Origin of the sequence: Acinetobacter sp. KB005 (assembly GCF_049949095.1) — a bacterium.
Taxonomy (GTDB): Bacteria; Pseudomonadota; Gammaproteobacteria; order Pseudomonadales; family Moraxellaceae; genus Acinetobacter; species Acinetobacter calcoaceticus.
The window spans coordinates 2,318,557-2,339,561 of sequence record NZ_CP188191.1 but is presented as its reverse complement, the minus strand read 5'-3'; the positions used below and the strand labels follow the sequence as shown (position 1 = coordinate 2,339,561).

At 37.2% G+C, this 21,005-nt stretch carries 19 protein-coding genes; 4 read left to right on the top strand and 15 right to left on the bottom strand.

Annotated features, from left to right (window positions below; all coding sequences use genetic code 11):
• Positions 1-22: 22 nt before the first annotated feature.
• On the bottom strand, positions 23-961 hold the full coding sequence (gene paaA, locus ACPF64_RS11225) for a 1,2-phenylacetyl-CoA epoxidase subunit PaaA (protein WP_045125216.1): 939 nt from the start codon (positions 959-961) through the stop codon (positions 23-25).
• A gap of 264 nt (positions 962-1,225) precedes the next feature.
• On the opposite strand from paaA, the gene paaZ reads away from it, so the two are divergent.
• Positions 1,226-3,328, top strand: a complete 2,103-nt coding sequence (gene paaZ, locus ACPF64_RS11220) for a phenylacetic acid degradation bifunctional protein PaaZ (RefSeq protein ID WP_426453293.1) — start codon at positions 1,226-1,228, stop codon at positions 3,326-3,328.
• A gap of 42 nt (positions 3,329-3,370) precedes the next feature.
• Here paaZ and ACPF64_RS11215 read toward each other — a convergent pair whose 3' ends face one another.
• On the bottom strand, positions 3,371-4,750 hold the full coding sequence (locus ACPF64_RS11215; protein ID WP_426453291.1) for an L-serine ammonia-lyase: 1,380 nt from the start codon (positions 4,748-4,750) through the stop codon (positions 3,371-3,373).
• A 467-nt stretch (positions 4,751-5,217) separates the two neighbouring features.
• Between ACPF64_RS11215 and ACPF64_RS11210 the strand changes: the two genes are divergently transcribed.
• Positions 5,218-5,841, top strand: a complete 624-nt coding sequence (locus ACPF64_RS11210; protein WP_151744396.1) for a hypothetical protein — start codon at positions 5,218-5,220, stop codon at positions 5,839-5,841.
• 72 nt (positions 5,842-5,913) lie between these two features.
• Here the strand turns inward: ACPF64_RS11210 and ACPF64_RS11205 are convergent, their stop codons facing one another.
• From ACPF64_RS11205 to ACPF64_RS11195, 3 genes are all read right to left on the bottom strand, one after another.
• Positions 5,914-6,348, bottom strand: a complete 435-nt coding sequence (locus ACPF64_RS11205; RefSeq protein ID WP_003651098.1) for an I78 family peptidase inhibitor — start codon at positions 6,346-6,348, stop codon at positions 5,914-5,916.
• A 158-nt stretch (positions 6,349-6,506) separates the two neighbouring features.
• Positions 6,507-6,974 (bottom strand): redox-sensitive transcriptional activator SoxR, encoded by a 468-nt coding sequence (gene soxR / locus ACPF64_RS11200; RefSeq protein WP_005041620.1) that lies wholly within the window; start codon positions 6,972-6,974, stop codon positions 6,507-6,509.
• 192 nt (positions 6,975-7,166) lie between these two features.
• Positions 7,167-7,460, bottom strand: a complete 294-nt coding sequence (locus tag ACPF64_RS11195) for a hypothetical protein (RefSeq protein ID WP_151744398.1) — start codon at positions 7,458-7,460, stop codon at positions 7,167-7,169.
• Positions 7,461-7,910: 450 nt separating this feature from the next.
• Here ACPF64_RS11195 and ACPF64_RS11190 point away from each other — a divergent pair, with 450 nt between their 5' ends.
• Positions 7,911-8,570 (top strand): epoxyqueuosine reductase QueH, encoded by a 660-nt coding sequence (locus ACPF64_RS11190; RefSeq protein ID WP_003651086.1) that lies wholly within the window; start codon positions 7,911-7,913, stop codon positions 8,568-8,570.
• Between the two features lie 275 nt (positions 8,571-8,845).
• Here the strand turns inward: ACPF64_RS11190 and ACPF64_RS11185 are convergent, their stop codons facing one another.
• Complete coding sequence (locus ACPF64_RS11185; protein ID WP_426453287.1) at positions 8,846-10,324, bottom strand: PLP-dependent aminotransferase family protein; 1,479 nt, start codon at positions 10,322-10,324, stop codon at positions 8,846-8,848.
• Between the two features lie 111 nt (positions 10,325-10,435).
• Between ACPF64_RS11185 and ACPF64_RS11180 the strand changes: the two genes are divergently transcribed.
• Positions 10,436-10,891, top strand: a complete 456-nt coding sequence (locus ACPF64_RS11180) for a GNAT family N-acetyltransferase (protein ID WP_426453285.1) — start codon at positions 10,436-10,438, stop codon at positions 10,889-10,891.
• A 90-nt stretch (positions 10,892-10,981) separates the two neighbouring features.
• Here ACPF64_RS11180 and ACPF64_RS11175 read toward each other — a convergent pair whose 3' ends face one another.
• From ACPF64_RS11175 to ACPF64_RS11135, 9 genes are all read right to left on the bottom strand, one after another.
• The gene (locus ACPF64_RS11175) at positions 10,982-12,130 is read right to left on the bottom strand and encodes a winged helix-turn-helix domain-containing protein (RefSeq protein WP_426453283.1); all 1,149 of its coding nucleotides are present in this window, start codon (positions 12,128-12,130) and stop codon (positions 10,982-10,984) included.
• Between the two features lie 77 nt (positions 12,131-12,207).
• Complete coding sequence (locus ACPF64_RS11170) at positions 12,208-13,161, bottom strand: M15 family metallopeptidase (protein ID WP_056479146.1); 954 nt, start codon at positions 13,159-13,161, stop codon at positions 12,208-12,210.
• A 7-nt stretch (positions 13,162-13,168) separates the two neighbouring features.
• Positions 13,169-13,792 (bottom strand): hypothetical protein, encoded by a 624-nt coding sequence (locus tag ACPF64_RS11165; protein ID WP_426453281.1) that lies wholly within the window; start codon positions 13,790-13,792, stop codon positions 13,169-13,171.
• A gap of 12 nt (positions 13,793-13,804) precedes the next feature.
• The gene (gene icmH, locus ACPF64_RS11160) at positions 13,805-14,611 is read right to left on the bottom strand and encodes a type IVB secretion system protein IcmH/DotU (protein WP_017390380.1); all 807 of its coding nucleotides are present in this window, start codon (positions 14,609-14,611) and stop codon (positions 13,805-13,807) included.
• Between the two features lie 17 nt (positions 14,612-14,628).
• Positions 14,629-15,993, bottom strand: a complete 1,365-nt coding sequence (tssK, locus tag ACPF64_RS11155; protein WP_005041639.1) for a type VI secretion system baseplate subunit TssK — start codon at positions 15,991-15,993, stop codon at positions 14,629-14,631.
• Between the two features lie 16 nt (positions 15,994-16,009).
• Positions 16,010-17,104 (bottom strand): type VI secretion system protein TssA, encoded by a 1,095-nt coding sequence (tssA, locus tag ACPF64_RS11150; RefSeq protein WP_426453278.1) that lies wholly within the window; start codon positions 17,102-17,104, stop codon positions 16,010-16,012.
• Positions 17,105-17,126: 22 nt separating this feature from the next.
• Positions 17,127-19,808 carry a type VI secretion system ATPase TssH gene (gene tssH / locus ACPF64_RS11145; RefSeq protein WP_426453276.1) on the bottom strand — a complete coding sequence of 894 codons (2,682 nt, stop codon included), beginning with the start codon at positions 19,806-19,808 and terminating at the stop codon, positions 17,127-17,129.
• Positions 19,809-19,956: 148 nt separating this feature from the next.
• Positions 19,957-20,220 (bottom strand): PAAR domain-containing protein, encoded by a 264-nt coding sequence (locus ACPF64_RS11140; protein ID WP_003651066.1) that lies wholly within the window; start codon positions 20,218-20,220, stop codon positions 19,957-19,959.
• Positions 20,221-20,236: 16 nt separating this feature from the next.
• Positions 20,237-21,004: an OmpA family protein gene (locus ACPF64_RS11135; protein WP_005041646.1), complete on the bottom strand. Its 768-nt coding sequence runs from the start codon at positions 21,002-21,004 to the stop codon at positions 20,237-20,239.
• Between the last annotated feature and the right edge of the window lies 1 nt (position 21,005).

The window sequence follows — 21,005 nt, the reverse complement described above, 5'->3', positions numbered from 1 at the left end:
TCAAATTTTTCCATAAATCTTGTTAAGCCACTTTGTTCGCTTCTAGCTGTTGTTTTTTAGCGTAGACCACGGCTGCATCACGAACCCATTTGCCGTTTTCCCATGCTTTACGGCGCGCTTCGATACGCTCGTGATTACATGGTCCACGTCCAGCAATCACTTCATTAAATTCGTGCCAGTCGATCTCGCCAAACTCATAGTGGCCTGTTTCTTCATTAAACTTTAAATCTGGATCTGGTACTTCCAAGCCAAGTTGCAACACTTGCGGTACGGTGTTATCGACAAACTTTTGACGCAATTCATCATTACCAAAGCGTTTGACTTTCCACGCCAGACTTTGTGCGCTATTTGGAGAATGCTCATCACTTGGGCCAAACATCATGAGCGCTGGCCACCAGTAGCGATTTACCGCATCTTGTGCCATTTGTTTTTGTTCTGGTGTACCGTTTGCCAAAGCCATCATCGCTTCAAAACCTTGACGTTGGTGGAAACTTTCTTCTTTACAAATACGTACCATTGCACGTGCATATGGCCCATACGAAGTACGGCAAAGTGCAACCTGATTTACAATCGCTGCCCCATCGACAAGCCAGCCAATCGCAGCGACATCTGCCCAAGTCAAAGTTGGATAGTTAAAGATTGATGAGTACTTCATTTTCCCATTAATCAATTTTTCCATCATATCATCACGGTCAGCACCCAAAGTTTCTGCCGCGCTGTACAGATATAAACCATGCCCAGCTTCATCTTGTACTTTCGCCAACAAAACCGCTTTACGTTTTAAAGTTGGCGCACGAGTAATCCAGTTCCCTTCAGGCAACATACCTACAATTTCAGAATGGCCATGTTGCCCGATTTGACGAATCAATGTTTTGCGATAGGCATCGGGCATTTCATCCTTAGCCTCGATCGTAATGTCATTGGCAATATTTTGTTCAAATTTCTGGTAGTTGTTTTCCATTCTTTCATTCCCTGTAGGTATCACCCTTAAATCTATTTTTCGATACACCAAAAACAAAGTCAACCTATTTTTTAGTATCAAATTAAATCCACCCACCAAAATCAACCTAAATGATTGAAATCAATAAATATTAATCAATTGTAAAAAACTTTTTTACTTTTAAAAATCAAAATAAAGTTGACTTTTAGACAAATTAATCTGAAATTATGAATCATATTTTTGCAATTTTTATAATTGATGTATCACATAAAAAGGAGTTTGGTCATGCTTGAACAAGCACACCTAGAAGGAACCACAACTGACACAGATTTTCAGCAGTCTGAGCATCAACTACCTCACCTTGCTTCTTATGCCTATGGAACATGGCATTCGACCAGTGAAGAACTACGCCCTGTTTATCACGCCATTACAGGTGAAGCTATTTATGCCGTAAGTAGTCATGGCATTGATATGAAACGTCTTGTTCAATATGCCAAACAAAATGGTTCAGAATTGGCAAACTGGACGTTTCACCAACGTGCTAATGCTTTAAAACAAATTGCCCAATATTTACTTGAACGCAAGGAAGAGTTCTACAAACTTGCTTATGCAACAGGTGCAACTCGTAAAGATGCATGGATTGATATTGAAGGCGGTATCCAGACATTATTTGCTTATTCAAGTCTGGTTCGTCGTGAACTCAATGACGAAAAAATTATTACTGAAGATAGCTGGATTCAATTATCTAAAAATGGAACTTTCGGCGCTAAACACATTTTAAGCCCTAAAGCAGGTGTTGCCGTTCACATCAACGCATTTAACTTCCCAATTTGGGGAATGCTTGAAAAGATTGCACCGACTTTACTTGCAGGTGTGCCATGTATTGTTAAACCTGCAACCGATGGTTCTCAATTAACTCAAGCTGTTGTAAAAGCGATTGAAGAAGCACATGTATTACCAAAAGGCTCGCTACAACTCATTTGTGGTCAGACTTATGACCTATTAGAGTATTTAGGTCCACAAGACTGTGTGACCTTTACAGGTTCTGCTTATACAGGTCAAAAACTACGTAACCACCCTCACCTTAATAAATATTCAATTCCATTTAGCATGGAAGCCGACTCGGTAAACAGTGCTATTTTAAGCCCTGAAGCAAATGAAGAAACTGTCGATTTATTTGTGCGTGAAGTCTTCCGTGAAATGACCACAAAAGCAGGTCAAAAATGTACTGCAATTCGTCGTGCTTTCGTTCCTGAAAATTTGTTAGCAACTGTGCAAGAAAAGCTAACTGCCAAACTTGCTAAAGTTGTGGTGGGTGACCCGCAAAAAGAAGAAACTACCATGGGCGCTTTAGCAAGCATTAAACAAAAACATGACGTCGCAGAAAAAGTTGCTGAACTCAGCAAAGATGCAAAAATTGTTTTTGGTGACAGCACTAGCTTTACATTTAATGCAGATCATCCTGAAAAAGGTGCTTTTTTCGCTCCAACTTTATTGTTATGCGAACAACCTTTGCAAGCGACACATGTTCATACGACAGAAGCTTTCGGTCCAGTATGTACACTCATGCCATATCAAAACATTGAAGAATTGGCCGACCTTGTTTCACGTGGCGAAGGTAGCTTAGTGGCTTCAGTCGTTAAAAATAATGATGAAAATATCGAACAGATTATTCAAAAAATTGCGCCTTGGCATGGACGTGTGCATGTACTCGATGCAGAGTCAGCAAAAGAAAGTACAGGACATGGTTCTCCACTTCCTCATCTCGTACACGGCGGGCCTGGTCGTGCAGGTGGCGGTGAAGAGTTAGGTGGTATTCGTGCCGTTAAACACTATATGCAGCGCACAGCAATTCAGGGTTCTCCAAATAGTCTGACGCAAATTACCCACTCGTGGACTGCTGGCTCAAAAGTCAACGAAGACCGTGTACATCCATTTAAAAAGTCTTTTGATGAGTTAGTGATTGGTGAACGTTTATTAACAGCGCGTCGCACTGTCAGCGAAGCAGATATTGTTAACTTTGCTGGTTTAAGTGGTGACTATTTCTATGCACATACCGACAAAATTGCAGCGGCCGAGTCTTTCTTTGGTGAACGCGTTGCGCACGGCTACTTTATTGTGTCTGCCGCAGCAGGTTTGTTTGTAGATGCAGCACAAGGTCCAGTTATTGCCAATTACGGTATGGACAACTTACGCTTTGTTGAACCAGTTAAAATTGGTGACTCGATTCAGGTTGAATTAACCTGTAAGCAAAAAACGCCTAAGCCACAAAAAGATCCATCTCAGCCTGCTCATGGGGTTGTGGTGTGGGATATTAAAGTCAAAAACCAACGCGGTGAACTTGTCGCAACCTACGACATTTTAACTTTAGTTGCTCGCCAGGCTTAATCTTTAAAATGAGATGGGGCACCACGTCCCCATCTCATTTTTTTAGCACTCAATTGCGTTAACAGCGAGGCCACCTTTTGAAGTCTCTTTATATTTCTCAGACATATCTCTGCCAGTTTCCTTCATTGTCTGAATAACTTTATCGAGCGTCACAAAATGCTCCCCTTCATCATGAAGTGCCATTTGTGCTGCATTAATGGCTTTTACAGCCGCAATTGCATTTCGCTCAATGCAAGGAACCTGAACCAAACCACCAATCGGGTCACACGTTAAACCCAAGTTATGTTCAAGCCCGATTTCAGCCGCATGTTCTACTTGTTCAGGTGATGCACCTAAAATCTCGGCTAAACCAGCCGAAGCCATCGCACAAGCTGAGCCTACTTCGCCCTGACATCCTACTTCTGCACCAGAAATAGACGCATTGAGCTTACATAAAATACCGACTGCTGCTGCACTCAAAAAGAAACGAACAACTTTGTCTTCGGAAAAATCTTTAGAAAAAGTCACGTAATAATATAAAACTGCCGGAATGATCCCTGCTGCACCATTTGTGGGAGCTGTCACTACTCGACCACCAGCAGCATTTTCTTCATTTACGGCTAACGCAAATAAATTGACCCATTCCATGGCATGAAAAGTAGTCACAATCAGGTTTGAATTTTTCTTATTTAATAACTTATCGTGAATTTTTTTAGCCCGACGTTTTACATTTAATCCACCCGGTAATATTCCTTCATTAATTAATCCGTTGTGAATGCATTGCTGCATCACTTTCCAGATGTCCATAATTTTGCTGCGAATCTCATTTTCACTACGCCAGCTTTTTTCGTTTTCAAGCATCAATTCACTGATTGATAAACGATGAGTTTTACATAAGCTTAAAAGTTCAGCTGCACTGTGAAATGGATATGGAACTTTAACGTCACTGGTTTCAGATTGGGTATGTGTTAATTGTCTTTGACTAACAATAAAACCCCCGCCAATCGAGTAATACGTTTCTTTATATAAGATTTCTTTCGCCTCGTTATAAGCAATCAGTTCCATTGCATTTGGGTGATGAGGCAAAGATTCATCTAAAAAAAGCAAATCATGCTTATAGTCAAAAGAAATACTCTTTTGCTGATCGAGCTGGATGGCTTTATTTTCAAGAACATCTTCAATCAAACTTGTACTTACTTGAGTATCGATATGTTCAGGATCAAAACCCATTAATCCTAAAAGAATAGCTTTATCTGTCGCATGACCAACACCAGTTGCTGCAAGCGAACCATATAACTTAATCTGAACTCGAAACGTCGTTTGGAGATCATTTTGCTTAACTAAATCATCCACAAAACTACAAGCTGCTCGCATTGGCCCAACCGTATGGGAGCTAGATGGGCCTACACCAATTTTAAAAAGATCAAATACACTTATAAACACGGGGGTCCTACCTTCAATTCATTATTATTCGTTTATTCGTCGTTATTGTGTCCTTTCGGATAACTCTAAAACTATCATTAAGCCGAGTACAAATCACGAATAACTATTGGCTAGCAGTGCAAAAAGACAACGGTTGAACAATCAACATCAATCGGTTTAATCAAAAATATAAATTGTGGAGCTTTTATCCCCCTAATAGATGTTCCAGAAATAGTCTTTAAATAAGTACGCCAATTTGTATAAATAAAAAACCACAAATATTAGCCATTAGTCGCACCTCTCTATTTTTATTCATTTTTGCTGGTAAAGTGTTTTACATGGTTTGATACAACCTACTTAGCTCAGATGCATAATTCACCTGTTCTTGCATCTGATGTTTTTCAGCCTCTAGTCCGCTAGAGGCTTTTTTTATTATTGATATAAAGCCTGATATATTAAATTGATAGAAATAATGAAAGAGAAGAAAAATGAATCACATATTAAAATTGAGTGTTTTAAGTTTTCCGGTTTTATTCTTAAGTGGATGTATTGGCTGTTATAACCCAACAGGTTGTAACCGTGATGATTCGCCTTATTTCTATACAACTCAAATAACTCAAGCAAAAGGCGTAACTGTTCCGGTTGGAACAAAACTGGTTTATAAATCTCAAAAGTCAAAACAGAAAAATGAACAAACTGCTCCACTTAAAGAAGAAAATATAACCTCGATAAAACTACCAAAAGATACTGCTATTCTTTGGGGAGGAATGCCCACAAATCATCTGCTTCAATTTGCCAATTCTGAAATGCAAGGATTTACCGCCTACCGAGCCCAAGAAGTTCCTGCTACATATTCCAATCAATTTTTAAAACTCTGGAAAGAATGTGATAGTGATTTAGATATCTCGATCAAAAATAAAAATGACTGGAGTTTTAACCCTGCAAATATGAAAATTATTGGATGCGGAATTAACTATCAAGAAAGAGCTTCGTACAACACCAACAATTCAAGCCAAGATAAAGTTGATATTTTTCTAATCAACATTAACAAGGCTTTACAACAACTACCTCAACAAAAAGAATATCCCGTAATTCATTCTTCTAAAAATTAAAGTCGCAAAAAAGCCCGCATTTCAGCAGGCTTTTTTATTTCAAAATTCGGTCTATTAGCTTTTAATTAAAAGTTAGCCACATGTTGCGTTCGTAATTTTTTTAGAAGCTGGATCGATAGTGACTGTAACTCGGTTTGTACGATAATCCATGGTCATTGGTTGACCCGGAGCAACTTTACGCACAATTTCTGATTGAGTCTTTTGTTTAATTTGATCATCAGTAAGGCCAGATTGTCCCACTAATTTTTGAGCTTCTTCTGCTACACAGTTGGCTTGATTGTCACGGAATAATTTCCATTCTTCAACTACTTGTCCATTTGGTAAATGACAATAGCCCACCTGACCATTTGCTTCATTTCTAATTTCTAATTTTCCACCTTGTTCAACACAATATTGACTAGCTGGATTTGGTGAACCAATTTTTGGTGGAGTCGGATCTTTATGTTGTACAGACGAGCAAGCCGTTAATGAAACAAGTGCCAAGCCAAGAAAGAGAATTTTTTTCATAATTTTTTGCTTCTTACTAAAAAAACTAAAGATATCAAAAAATTTCATATTCCATGTCACTTCTTTACAATAAAAAACTCACTTGAATGATCTAGCAAAATAAATTTAATTTATTGGAAATTAAGATATTCCCAATTAAAAGCTATTGTTGAAATATTCTATTCAGGTCTTTCTAAAATTCGTGGCCCCGATCCATCTTGTCCTAAAATATCTTCAGGATTTCTTAATGGGCATTGCTCTAATGATAAACAGCCACAGCCAATGCACCAGTCCATTTCATCTCTTAAACGAGTTAATTTTTGAATTCGATCATCCAGATTTTCTCGCCAATGACTTGATAGATCTTTCCATTGCTTGGCTGTTAATTTACTACCCACAGGATACTGACTTAAAGCCTCTTTAATTTCATTTAAAGGAATACCCACTCTTTGAGCGACTTTAATAATCGCAATATATCTTAAAATAATTAATGGATACCGACGTTGATTACCATTTGTTCTTATACTTTTTATAAGCCCTTTCGCTTCATAAAAATGTAAGGTCGAAACAGGAACTCCACTCCTTTTTGCAACTTCACCCACAGTCAAAACTCGACTAGAGTCAGCTTTTTTATTTTCACTCATCATGATTGACCTAAACTTTACTTGAGGTTTATAAGAGAGCGCTTTTATTTTGTCAAATAAATAACAGAGATTTTCTTATACGCTATGAGCCACTCTCCCCAAGGTATAGGTCTTATCTGTATAAACTGATGACAAAATGCATCTGATAATTAATTCAATCTATAAAATAACTTGTTGTCATTTAAATTTAAGAAATTAGTTTTGTAGAGTAACCGGACATCCACAAATCCAAAACATGTTGTAAACGAAAGGCATGGGTGCGCCTAATGGATAGACTTTTATCTGCTCAATCTTATAAGTTTTTTTACGTGACTCAATGTGTAATATATTATCGTAACGGGCAACCACAACTCCCTTCTTATATAATTTTTTCCTTTCATTCTTTGCGTCAAATTTATATACCAAAAAGTAAACTTTTTCTCCTACACCGATCTTTGAATGATTAACCATAATGTAACCATTACAATACTTACATTGCCAATCTTCCATATCTCAAATTATCACACGCTTAAATTAAAAAAACACACTGAATTTTATAGTATAGATTTATTAAAGATATAAATCTAAATAAATATTTTAATTGAAAAAATAAGGTTTATTTGTGACACATATCACAATAAAAAATTCAAATTATATTCAGATACATCAATCACTTATAAAAAATATTTAAGGTTTATTATTTTTGAATATATAAAACCCATCTACAATTTATTTAATCATATAGTATATTTAGCAATAACTTTAAATTTAATTATAAATCTAGCCTCAATATATAACATGACATTTATTTAATTATTTACATTTAACTTAACCTTCAATATAAAAATAGATTTCTTTAAAATATTAAATTAATTTCACAGTAAAATTGAAAATAATTCATTTCACATTATACAAATAATAAATATATAATTAATGGCATTACAATTTAATTTTTTTATTATGTCAACTCAACGTTTAAAATTAGAACTCCCTTCTGGACACGATCAATTATTACTTCACTCTTGTTGCGCTCCTTGTTCAGGAGAAGTTATGGAAGCATTAATCGACTCAGAAATTAAATTTTCAATATTTTTTTATAATCCTAATATTCATCCAGTAAAAGAATATTTAATCCGCAAAGAAGAAAATATTCGTTTTGCAGAAAAGCATAATATTCCATTTATCGATGCAGACTATGACACTGACAACTGGTTTGCCCGAGCAAAAGGGATGGAAGATGAACCTGAACGTGGCATTCGTTGTACCATGTGTTTTGATATGAGATTTGAACGAACTGCCCTTTACGCACATGAACACGGCTTTAGTCTCATCAGTAGTTCACTAGGAATTTCTCGTTGGAAAAATATGGCGCAAATCAATGACTGCGGAATTCGCGCTGCTGCTCACTATCCTGAAATTCAGTACTGGGACTATAACTGGCGTAAAAATGGTGGCTCAAGCCGTATGATTGAAATCAGTAAACGAGAAGAATTTTATCAGCAAGAATATTGTGGCTGTGTATATTCTTTACGAGATACTAACCGCTGGCGTATGGGTAATGGGCGTGATCGCATTAAACTGGGTGTTAAGTTTTATAGTAATGCCATGGAAGAAGATTAATTTTTATTTCTCTTTAAGAATTAATTAAGTTATTCCGAACTATATTTGTTTTTGATAAAAAACGGCCACATCTGGAGAATGTGGCCAAAAGGTGTACTAAATAAGCTTTGATGTAGTTAGATTAATTGTGCTAGCTTAAAATAATATTAATTAAAATTAATTTTTAAAATTTTAATAAAATTTCTAGTTTCATATAACCAATTGATCACAATAAAAATTTGCATTTAAGTATTTGAATAATGATTAAATTTATGTAAACAGCATAACTTAGGCTATTATTTAGCTTTTAAATATTGTGCAATTTTTTTAATGTTTTCAATAATTTCATTAGGTGTGTGGGCTGCATAGCCAATAAGTACAGCGGCCTTCTTGTTTGGCATCTGACAATATCTTGATAACGGCTGAACAGCTAAGTTTAGAGCTGAGCACTGATCAATAAATTCTTGCTCTGTCCACGCACCTTTTAACCAGCACACTGCATGGATACCTGAATCGGTTGGTTGAACATCGAGCACATCTGAAAGATGCTCATTAATCGCTTTAAACAATGCTTGTTGGCGCTCATAGCATACTTTTCTAACTTTACGCACGTGCCGAGCATAGTGGCCTTTTTGTATAAATAGAGACAAAGCAACCTGCTCTAAATAAGAACTTCGAACATCCGTGTAATATTTGGCCGCACTAAAGGTTTCAATCAATGCTTCAGGCACAACCATGAATCCTAACCGAAACTCAGGAAACATCATTTTGGTAAAAGTACCAGAATAAATAACTCTTTGCTGCTGATCTAAACCCTGTAAAGCTTGAATAGGATGTGTGCCATAGCGAAACTCACTATTATAATCATCTTCAAAAATCCATTTCCCTTGTTGGGATGCCCAATCGAGTAACGCAAAACGGCGAGCTAGACTTAAAGTTCCACCTACAGGAAACTGATGTGAGGGTGCGGTATAAACAAGTTTGCTTTTTGAATAATGATCTGTAATGTCAGAGATTCGCATTCCCTCCTCATCACTCTCGATCAAATTTACCTGAGCGCCAAAACTTCGAAAAATATTAAAAGCTGCGTCGTAGCCTGGTTCATCTAGGCACACCTCATCATTTGCTTGAAGTAAAGCGTAGCCAGCTAAATGAATTGCCTGCTGCGTCCCATTTACAATAATGATTTGCTGTTCATTGCAGTTCAGGCCTCGGGTGGAACGGACATACTCACAGATTGCCTGACGTAGAGGTAGATAGCCACGCGGGTCGTGAAATTGGCCCAGTTGATAATAAGATTGCCGCCAAGCTTGACTTAATAACTTTCCCCAAAGCTGATGAGGAAATAAATCAATACAGCCCACTCCCACATGAAACATTTTTTTCTTTGGAGTCGACCATGACTGTTCTCGCCATGAAGTTAATAAACCTTCAAAATTCGGATTAATATTTAAGAAATGGTGATTGGTTAGCGTAGTTTTTTTTGAATTTTCTTGGATATGTATTAACTGATCTGGCACATCCTCAGCAACATAGGTACCAGAACTTGGTTTGGTAAATAAGTATTCCTCATCGAGTAACCGCTCAAGCGCAGCTAACACAGAGTTTCGTGAAATCGACATCATCTCTGCTAGGGCACGACTTGAGGGTAATTTTGTTCCAGCACTAAGTCTTCCATCTAAAATAGCATCACGCAAAGCAGAATATAGTCCATCTTTAATCTGGCCCTTTGGCAAAATCAAATGTGGAAAAGATGCAGAAATCGAAGTTGCCATAACAAACTGGTACTGTAGAAAATATCAAAAGTGTATCTTATAAAAATACCACTATCAAAACTACACTCTTGTTTTCGATTTTCTAGAACTTTAAAACAGAGTGTAATTATTATGCAAAATCAAGATATTCAGATTGTTCCTGTTCAGCAGCAGGACTATTCACAATGGAAGAAATATTGGCTTGCTTATCAAAATTTCTATCAGGTAAATTTACCCATTCATGTTACTAAAGTGACTTGGGGGCGATTTTTCGATGAAAATGAACCCGTTTATTGTGCTGTTGCCAAACAAGGTGAGCAAGTTTTGGGAATTGTGCATTATGTTATTCATCGTTCAACGTGGGCAGAGAATAATTATTGTTATTTAGAAGACCTTTTTGTTTCACCTGAAGTCCGTGGGCAACACATTGGTAAGCAACTCATTGAATATGTACAAAAGCAGGCAATCGAGCATAACTGTGACCGTTTATATTGGCACACTCAAGAAACCAATCACACGGCTCAAAAACTCTATGACTGGATTGCACAAAAACCAGGAATAATTGAATATCGTATGCCTTTAATGTAAACCAATTGCAAACACCAAAAGCTTTAATTCTTTTGGTGTTTTATCTTAAACATACTTTATTTAAGACCAACATAGTTCCCTGCTTACACCTTAGCGAATGAGCTTTATGACTTTGTCATTAATGATGGTGCATTGATTAAACTCTGCAAAACGCTTGATCTCTTGCTCTAATTCAAAAAAGAAAAGCTCTTTATCTTTGATTGTTTTTTCGAGATGTATACTAATGACTTCTAACTCTTTTACTGTCCGATGTGCTTTGCAATCTATGCGGCCCACTAGCCCATCTTGATAAAGAATAGGTAAGCAAAAATAACCAAATACCCGTTTGGCCGCTGGCACATAGCATTCGATCCGATAATCAAATTCAAATAAAGAGGTTAAGCGGTCACGATGAATCAGCGAGTTATCAAAAGGCGAAAGTATTTTTAATCCAAAATCAGTATTCACTTTTTGTTCTATTGCAGCTACATCGACATATAGAGTTTGCCCATCGTCAAGTTTAATCGCTGACACTACACCTGCGTCAATTTGTTCCTTCAGCACAACACGCATAGTTTCTTTTAAATCTTTTCCCTTTAAGTGAACCAATTGCTTCCAAGTGAATGCGCCATGTGCTCGAAGCGTTGTATTAAATAAATACTGCGCATATTCATGAAGCGTAGGCAGACTTAAATCAATATTTTCAGGTAAGCAACGTTCGGTCAAATCATAGACTTTTTCCATTCCGTTACGCTCACAGATCATCAGGTCACCCTGCATATATAACTGCTCAAAAGCACGGCGACCTGGGCCTGTATTCCACCAACCACCCAAATTCTTTTTATTATTCTTATCAATATCTCGTAATCGAATTCTACCTTCTGCACGAACGCGGGCTAAAATTTCATTCATGAGATGTTGATCACCTCTATTGAAATAACGGCTTTCCCCTTTTCTGACCGACATCATGGTAGGCAGTGCATAACGGTAGTCTTTCATTGGCAGATAAGACGCCGCGTGATACCAATATTCAAAAATCTGACGCTCTCGAACCAAATTATTTAAATGACTTAAATCATAATCAGGCACTCGATTCCATAGTATATGGTGATGAGCGCGCTCAACGACCGATATGGTATCAATCTGCACATAACCCAAATGCTCAATAGCCTGTAAAGTTCCATCCACACCTTTTGCAAATGGACTAATCTTGCCTAAGCCTTGATTAAATAGAGTCAAACGTTTAAAAGATGAAGTCATAGAAAGCTCAATTGGCTAATCACTGAATCGATTTTAATGTCCTGTATTTTAGGTTCTGTAAACATATTTTTCTCTTTTTAACTTATATCATTCAAGCTTTCGGCAATGAGTTTTTCTGCCATTTCTTGAGTTTTTCTTAATCCCGGCATACGGAATTCAGTATGTCCATAATCTTGGATAGATTTCCAACGTCCGCCCCACGTGAGACCAACCGATTCAGCAACTTGTCCATATAAACGATAACCTTGCATAGCCCACGGGTCTCTTTCAGAAATAACCACTTTTCCATTTCGTTTAAAGGCTACATCTGCCGCCAAACCAAATTGATGGTAACTCTGATACCCTTTTGCTCTGGTCGTATTCGGATTACCTGCCAGCATATTCTGACGAGTAGGACTACGATAACCTTCTAATAAAACCAACTCATAACCATACTGTTCTTTCATGATTTTAAAGACCATGAGTAAACGCTGCTTATAACGTGGGTTCATTTTGCTCCATTTACGATCTACTAGACTGGTATCTAAAATAGCTCGCCCATCGAAACTCGCATTATCAATAGGTGAAGAATTAATAGCGCCACTACTTTGAGAGGAATATTGTTGCTCTAATTGGGTGGCCTCTACAATCGCAGCTTCAATTAGACTTTCATCCACTTCTGGCGGTGGCGATAATATTTCACCATTCAAAAGTGCATAAATTTGAGGATCTGTTTTTTTCAGATATTCAGCCTCAATTCGAGTTGAACTAATAGGTCGAGTAAAAGCAAACACTAAAATACTGGCAAACAAGAAAAAGCCTGCAATGACAATCCACCACTGCTGTAAATGCCAATGGGATTGTAGCTTTTCAGGCGCAGCTGCCTGATTCATTGTTTGAGCAAATTGTCTAACTTGATTAAGCTGCTTACGGCCTTGTGGCAGTAATGACAAAACAAAATCTTTGCTTCTACTCCTTAGCTCATAAGACATTAAAAACGCTAAACCAATTGCCAAGCATGTAAAGCAAAAGAAAATGAGAAAAATCATCATCAGTTCATTAATTCACGGCAAAAGGACTTCGTGTAATTTTAATATCTACCGATGCCTTAGGTGGTTCAACCTCAGCTTCTGGCTCGGCTGGAGCTTTATTCTCAACAATTGGTTTAGCCTGTGCCGCTTGTTGTTGCTGCGGTTTACTCACTGGCTTTTGCTGAGCTGGCTGTACCTTCGGTTGAGCCGTTTTAGCTGCACCCGTCTGTAGTTGAGGCACAACCTGAACTTTCTTTTCACCCGTGAGCTGTTCGTCAAATGGAGAAACTCGCTGTTGATTGACAGTAGCAGGCTTATGCTGAGCAGGTTTAAAGATATTACTTAATTCATTATCTTTAGGTTGTTCAAAGCCATCACGGCTCATTGAATCTGTTTCGTTGTCTTGACTGACAGCAACCTGATTTTGTTCATCAGAAGAATGAGCAGTTTCTTGATTTAAAATCTGTTCTTCTGTTGATTTACTCTCAATTGCTGCTGATTCTGAAGAATACGGTTGAGACAAGAACAGGAATAGCGAGATGCTGACAAACACCCCGGCAATAACACCAATAATAATATAAAGTATTGGTGATTTCGGCTTTTTTTTATTCGACTGTAACACTCGAATAGAAGTTGGTTTTTCCTGAGCCATTTCGTACCATCATCAAGGTAAATAAATTGTAATATGTGCTTGCTCTTGAGGAGCAGAAATCACATTTTGATAATTAGATAATGCTTTATCATTTTGATTATTCAGCATAAATCTTAGTCCTGCAAAGGTAAGTAATGCAAAAATCAATAAAAAGATCAAAATCCAGAAGAATGGTACTTCGCGATGAATAATATTTCGGATCTGATCGGGAATGGCCGAGAACGGTGAAAATGCGAGCTTTTTCCCTTTCAAATAGTCAATTTCATCACCCACTCGTGATACTAAATGGTTGAGACTTTCCGTTGACTCAATTCGGTACTTGCCCTGAAAACCTAACAAAAGGCAGTAATGAAATACTTCTAAAGCAGCTAGACGTTCTTTTCCACGGCTACGTAATTGCTCCAATATTTCAAAGAAGCGATAACCAGCTAATTGAGAACCAAACAAGCTCAATTGCAATGGACTAATTAACCAAGCATTTTGCAAATTAAAATAACTCGCGTCTTGTTGCGTTACGATCGTTTCATCAATCAAAGCACAAAATGCATATTTAGCATCATGAATATCATCAGCTGAAAATTGCAACTTTTTGGCTTGTTGCTCAAATTGATTAAGTAAATTTAAGATTTTTTCACGAAACCGCTGCGCATCTGCTGGTACATACTGATTTCGAATCAAAAAAACCAAATAAAACCCATCATGCAATAAATCAATAAGATTGATTGCCTGTAGTTTTGCTTGAGACTGGCTATTATTGCTCCCACCTGTTCCAATTTGCCCATCATCAAATAAAGAAGGAGCACCTGTGGATTGTGACATTTTTCTCTCCTTTATCGTTAAGCGTTCATGACCGCAATCAGTTCAATACTGATATCTTGGAAACCAGCCGGAACATAAATACAAATCGTCTCGGAATCTAACATGCGTTGGTATAGCTCATGATGCGGTTCAATTTCAAAATAGCTCACACCAGAACGTACCGGTATCGCAGTTGGAACTTGAATTAAGTGATGCAATGGAATTGCAGGCAATGCTGCAACCACGCGTTGCTCTACATCTAAAGTACTACCGATCTTGAATCGTAAAGGTACGATCTGGATCAACTCATGTGTCTGCATTGCGCTACTTGATACTGCAATATAAAGTCGAGTGTCTCGAGTAATCTTATCGGTCTCAAGACTTCCCACCCAATATGAAGGACGGATTTCTTTAAGTGCAATACTGATGTAACGACTCGAAATAATCGTATCGAGTAAATCACGCAAAATCGTATCTAACTGCGAAAAACTTTCTTGTAAATTATGGTGTTTATAGGCAGGTAATTGATCGACATCATATGCCGTCGAGAAAGTTAATAATGAACCTGCTAAACGCAATAATTCAAAGAACAAACGCTCTGGATGGATTTGTGGATATTGCACAAAATGATTTAGACCAGCATGAGCTGTATTTAACGCATTCACTAACCAGAACGAAACAATATCACCAGAACGGAATTCAATTAACTTCTGTTCATTTTCTCTGTTATTGGTTTGAATTGTCTTAATTTTTGCCTTAATAACGTTCAGTGTTCTTTTTAAATTTGAAATGAGTGTTTCAGATGCATCCACATGCAAAATTGGTGGAATAAATTTTCGATCAATTTCGAAAGCACCTGAGCTTTGACGCTTAATCTTTCCAATAGGTAAATATAAGAAACCATCTAAATTATGGTCAGGATTACTATGTACATCTAATAGTTTAAAAACAGCACGACGGCGTAACAAACTAATATCTGCTTCGGTAGCATTCGTAAAAAGATCATGTGTTTCAACAAGGTGAGATTGATATCTACCCTTTTGCGCTTGGTTCTGATCAATGAGATTTTGCTTATTTGCTTGTAAGAGTGGCAATGCTAAATAGATTAGCATCTCACCACGTAAATTAAGATCATCCAATAAAATTGGCTCAGGCAATAAATCATAAGCAGGTGCCTGATAAATTTCTCCGTCTTGCCAGATCATCTCTACAGACTCTAGAGCAAGAATATGTGTGCTCAATTGAGCCTCATCGAAATTTAATTTCTGAATACCATATGAAAAAGGTACAACCGCTCGAACCGTATGATTCAACCGTTGTTCATGATAGGTATCTTGAATTTGGAAATGTTGAGGTCTTAAAAATAAACCTTCGCCCCACAGGACTTTTTCAGCTTTAAACATATGTCTTTACCAATCTTTATTCGTATTCATTTTTAGGCTGCACACCTAACATTTCCTGAACCATTTGTAATGGATGCTCATCTTTAATGACTTGTGCTAACCATTCATGTAACGGCATTTGACTCCATTTAATGGTTTTTTGAAGCATATAACTCACAGGGCTATGAGGCTCATTTGCTTGAAAGTAATCCGCGATTTCTTGCAATACTTTCATTGCTTGCTCACGATTAGCCAAGTGAGTTTGTGCTTGAGGCTGAAAAACGGGCTGATCTGAAACAACTTGTACAGGCACTTGATTTTCCATAGATGAGCTTGTAATAACAGCAGCCTGTTCTTGGATTGGCGCAAGCCCAGTACCAAAAGCTTCTGCTTTATAAATCTTGCGTAATGTGCTGTGAATGGTTTCAAATGCTGAATCGATTGCACCAAAACTCGGCGAGTCTAGTCCCATTAAATGGTCAAGGGCTTGCTTTAAAACATCCCATTCAGTTAAGACTGAACTAAAATCTTGATAATTAGAATATTGAAAAGTTTTAGAAGTATTGAAAATGGCTTGATCGAATTGCTCTAACTCCGATGGTCCCGACTGACTATCGTAATCTTCAGTTTGCTTACGACGAACATTTTCGTGATATAGAAAATTATCATAATCAAGCAAATTATAATAAGGAGCTGTATTGGTTAAAGAAACCTTCTTTAACAACATCGGAAGTTGATTAATTAAACCCTGTAATAACCCAATGCGCTGATCTAAGTCATCATCTTCAATAACAGGATGAATTTCCTGCCAGTATTGATTAAGCATGGTATGGCTTAAAGTTAAACCTTTCGCCATGCCCTCAAAACCATAAAGATGACTCCAAGCTTCTATGAGCCAAGTTAATAGACGAATATCTTTAGTATTCTCTTTTAGCAAAACACTCGTTTTATTTGATACAAAGTCCCAGTCGGCCTGTTTGCGTTCAGCAACCCAATCGCCTTGATCTAGCAATAGATCATCTTGTGTTTTCGCCTTTTTGATTTCATGAAATTCATTAGAAAATGAAAAGTCATCACCACAAGGTAAGCTATCGCTAATGGGTTCAAGGAGTTCAGAAATATCAATATTCATCTAATTTTAGCTCTATTCAATTTTAAACTTCTGACTTCAACTTTTTACTCGTCCTTTTTTTAGCAGCTTTTGCAACAGGATCTAGTAAATATTGAATTTCGTCATCTTTAGCATCAATCATGATAATTTTTGGCAACTTTTGCTCTGCTAAAGCCACTAAAATTTCTGTAGCCAATGCAGGTAACACCGTAGAATTTAAAATATTATCAACATTACGTGCACCACTATCCACTTCTGTACAGCGGCTTAAAAGTAGCTCTACCAAATCTTCAGAATATTGGACTTGTGTCCCGTATTGTTTCTCAATTCTTGCTGTGATCTTGCCTAGCTTATGTTTAATAATTCGTACGAGTAAATCATCATGCAATGGGAAATATGGCACCACTCTCATTCGACCTAAAAATGCAGGCTTGAATTGCTTATATAAACTTGGTTTTAAATGGTCAATCAACTCTTCAGCTGTAGGCCATTCATCTACAGGCGTATTTAAGCAAGCCTGCATAATCGCGCTTGAGCCCGCATTTGAAGTCAACAAAATAGTGGTGTTCTTAAAGTCGATTACTCGTCCTTCACCATCTTCTAAAGTACCTTTATCAAATACTTGATAGAACAGTTCTTGAACATCACTATGTGCTTTTTCAATTTCATCAAGCAACACAACACTGTAAGGATTGCGACGAACAGCTTCTGTTAAAACCCCACCTTGACCATATCCCACATATCCAGGAGGTGCTCCTTTAAGCGAAGATACAGTATGGGCTTCCTGATATTCAGACATATTGATGGTAATTAAATGCTGCTCACCACCATATAATTCATTTGCCAAAGTTAGTGCAGTTTCAGTTTTACCTACACCACTTGGGCCCACCAAAAGAAATACACCTTGTGGCTTATTCGGATCTTCAAGTCTTGCTTTTGAAGTTTTAATACCCTGAACTAATTGTGTGAGTGCATAATCTTGCCCCATTACACGTTCGCCCAATTTATCTTCGAGTGTTAATATCTGTTTAATTTCATCATTAACCATTTTTCCAACTGGAATTCCGGTCCAATCAGAAATAATTTCATTAATGATTTGAGAGTTTACTCTTTCAAATACTAATGGTTGTTGGCCTTGAATATCAGCAAGATCCTTACGCAATAGATTGATCTGATCATAAGCCTCAGATTCATTCGTATGATTCTGTGCTTCTAATTCCTGAATTTTATGAACAAGTTCTAATTCTTTTTGCCACTGCTCTTGGGTTTCTTGAATCTCTTTTTGCAAAGACTCCAAATGGCTTTTTAAATTTTCCAATCGTTCATGATGAATTGGAATCTGACGATGTTCATTTTCTAAAATTTGCTGTTCAAGCTTTAAGTTATGCTCTTGAGCATTTAACTGATCAAGCTTTACAGGTTGGGCATTTTGGGTCAACGCAACACGTGCTGCTGCTGTATCAAGCACACTCACTGCTTTATCCGGAAGTTGACGACCACTAATATATCGATGTGAAGAGTGAACCGCTGTAACGATCGCCTCATCATCAATTTGTAATTTAAAATGCTGTTGCATGACTGGAATCATTGCCCGCAACATATCGACCGCAACGTCTTCTGTTGGCTCTTCTACTTTTACAACCTGAAAACGTCGGCTTAATGCAGCATCTTTTTCAAAATATTGTTTGTATTCTGCCCATGTTGTTGCAGCAATCGTGCGTAATTCACCACGTGCAAGAGCTGGTTTTAAGAGATTTGCAGCATCATTTTGCCCTGCTTGCCCACCTGCACCAATTAAGGTATGCGCTTCATCAATAAATAAGATAATAGGATGAGCAGAAGCTTGAACTTCCTGAATAACCTGTTTTAAACGATTTTCAAACTCGCCTTTAACACTTGCACCAGCCTGTAACAGCCCCATATCCAGCACATGTAAATGGACATTTTTTAGGGCGTTAGGCACTAAACCTTGAGCAATTTTTAAGGCTAAACCTTCGACCACCGCTGTTTTACCAACCCCCGGTTCTCCCGTTAAGATCGGGTTATTTTGGCGTCTACGCATTAAAATATCGAGCATTAACCGAATTTCATATTCACGCCCAATAACCGGATCTATACCGCCTTGTTTCGCTTTTTCAGTTAGATTAATCGTATATTGATCAAGTGCTGGTGTTTTAGCAGTTTTGGTATTCGCTACAGTCGTTTCTGTTGCTTCAGCTTCACCAGAAGGTGTTTTTGTTTCATCTTGTTGTTCAACACTCTTCTCACAAATTTCAAGAAACTTATGTTTCATTGAATCAATTGGTAAGAGATCAAATAAACTCGAAGCACGAGTCGCAATTTGATATAAATCAGATGCAGTTAATAACGCAACTAATAAATGACCACTACGCATGACTGGATTTTGCTCAGCCGAAGCCAATAACCATGCTTGTTCAAACAAACGAACAATAGATTTAGCAAAAATAGGAGTACGATTATTACCTTTCGGTAATTGAGATATTGTTTCTTTTAAATCATCAGCTAAAGCTTCAGGTGAAATTTTATATTTCTTTAATAAAATTTTTAAATCATTCTCTAAAGATTGATTAAGTAATTCTAAAAATAAATGTTCAATTTCAATTTCGTAATTTTGTTGAATAACACAAGCATTAGCCGATTTTTCTAAAGCAGTACGCGCAACTGTAGAAAGTTTTGTAATTAAAATTTTTAAATTACTCATCATTACTCTCAATATTTTTAAATAATTTAATGCTTAAAATCATAATGTCTGTATATTAACAAAATTCAGCTTTATCAGACAAACTACTCATCATTTCAAGCGTTAATATGTTTTAGTAGATATTTATATCTATATAAAAATATCTCTACCCTTATCCTTGATTAACTAAACTCTGTTTTGGTAATAATTTACAACCGCATGATAATGAATCATTTACGCGCGCTCCTGATTTTCCCATAACAAGCATATTCGGATCACCCGATACAATCGTAGAAACCGTTTTGTGTAACGGACAAGTTGCCTTGTCTCCTACACACGCAATTGCAATTCCATCAATTAAAAACGTACTATTACCAGAAATGACTTGCCCTCCACCTGTTGTTGGGCATCCAATCGTAATGTAAGGGCTAGCCATGTTCTTCTCCTTATATTTATAGAACGGTAAACTCAATTCGACGGTTTTTCTTTCTTCCTTCTGGAGAAGTATTATCTGCGACTGGTTTAGAAGAACCTAAACCTTCCGCAGATAAATGGTCTGCCGGAATACTCTTACTAATTAAATAGTTTTTTACTGCCAATGCTCGATCTTGGCTAAGTTTTAAGTTTTTAGTCGCATCGCCGGAACTATCTGTATGTCCTACGATTTTGACTTTTTTACCGCCTACTTTATTTAAAGCAACAGCCATCTCATCTAGAATTTTTTGACCGGCATCAGTTAACACTGCACTGCCAGATTCAAACTCAATAATTCGATTTTTAAGTGCATCATCAATAATTTTCTGTTCAGCCTGATTGACTGATAACTGTGAATACAGTTGGTACGGAGGCTGAACTAACCCTTGAAAAGACTGAATGGTAGGTTGAATATCTGCTGGATTCAGCATTTTTCCACTCAACTCAAATCGAGTACCGTTTACGCTTAACTTACCTTGCGAGACTTTTTTAAGATCAGGTGTAATGACTCGTGTAACAGAATCACTCCATCCATTTGGAGCAGCTACCGGTCTAACTTGTATTTTATCTACAACCTGATCTGCACCGTAAACAGACTGCATTTTTAATAAGATAGCCTGTTTACTAGCCTCGTTAGGAACTACACCTTCTACAACAATAGGCTGAGCCAAAGCATAATTAGCAACGGCATAGATAAAACAGCCTTTTATGAGCTGTGAAAGTTTAGTTTGATATCGTTGATTCATT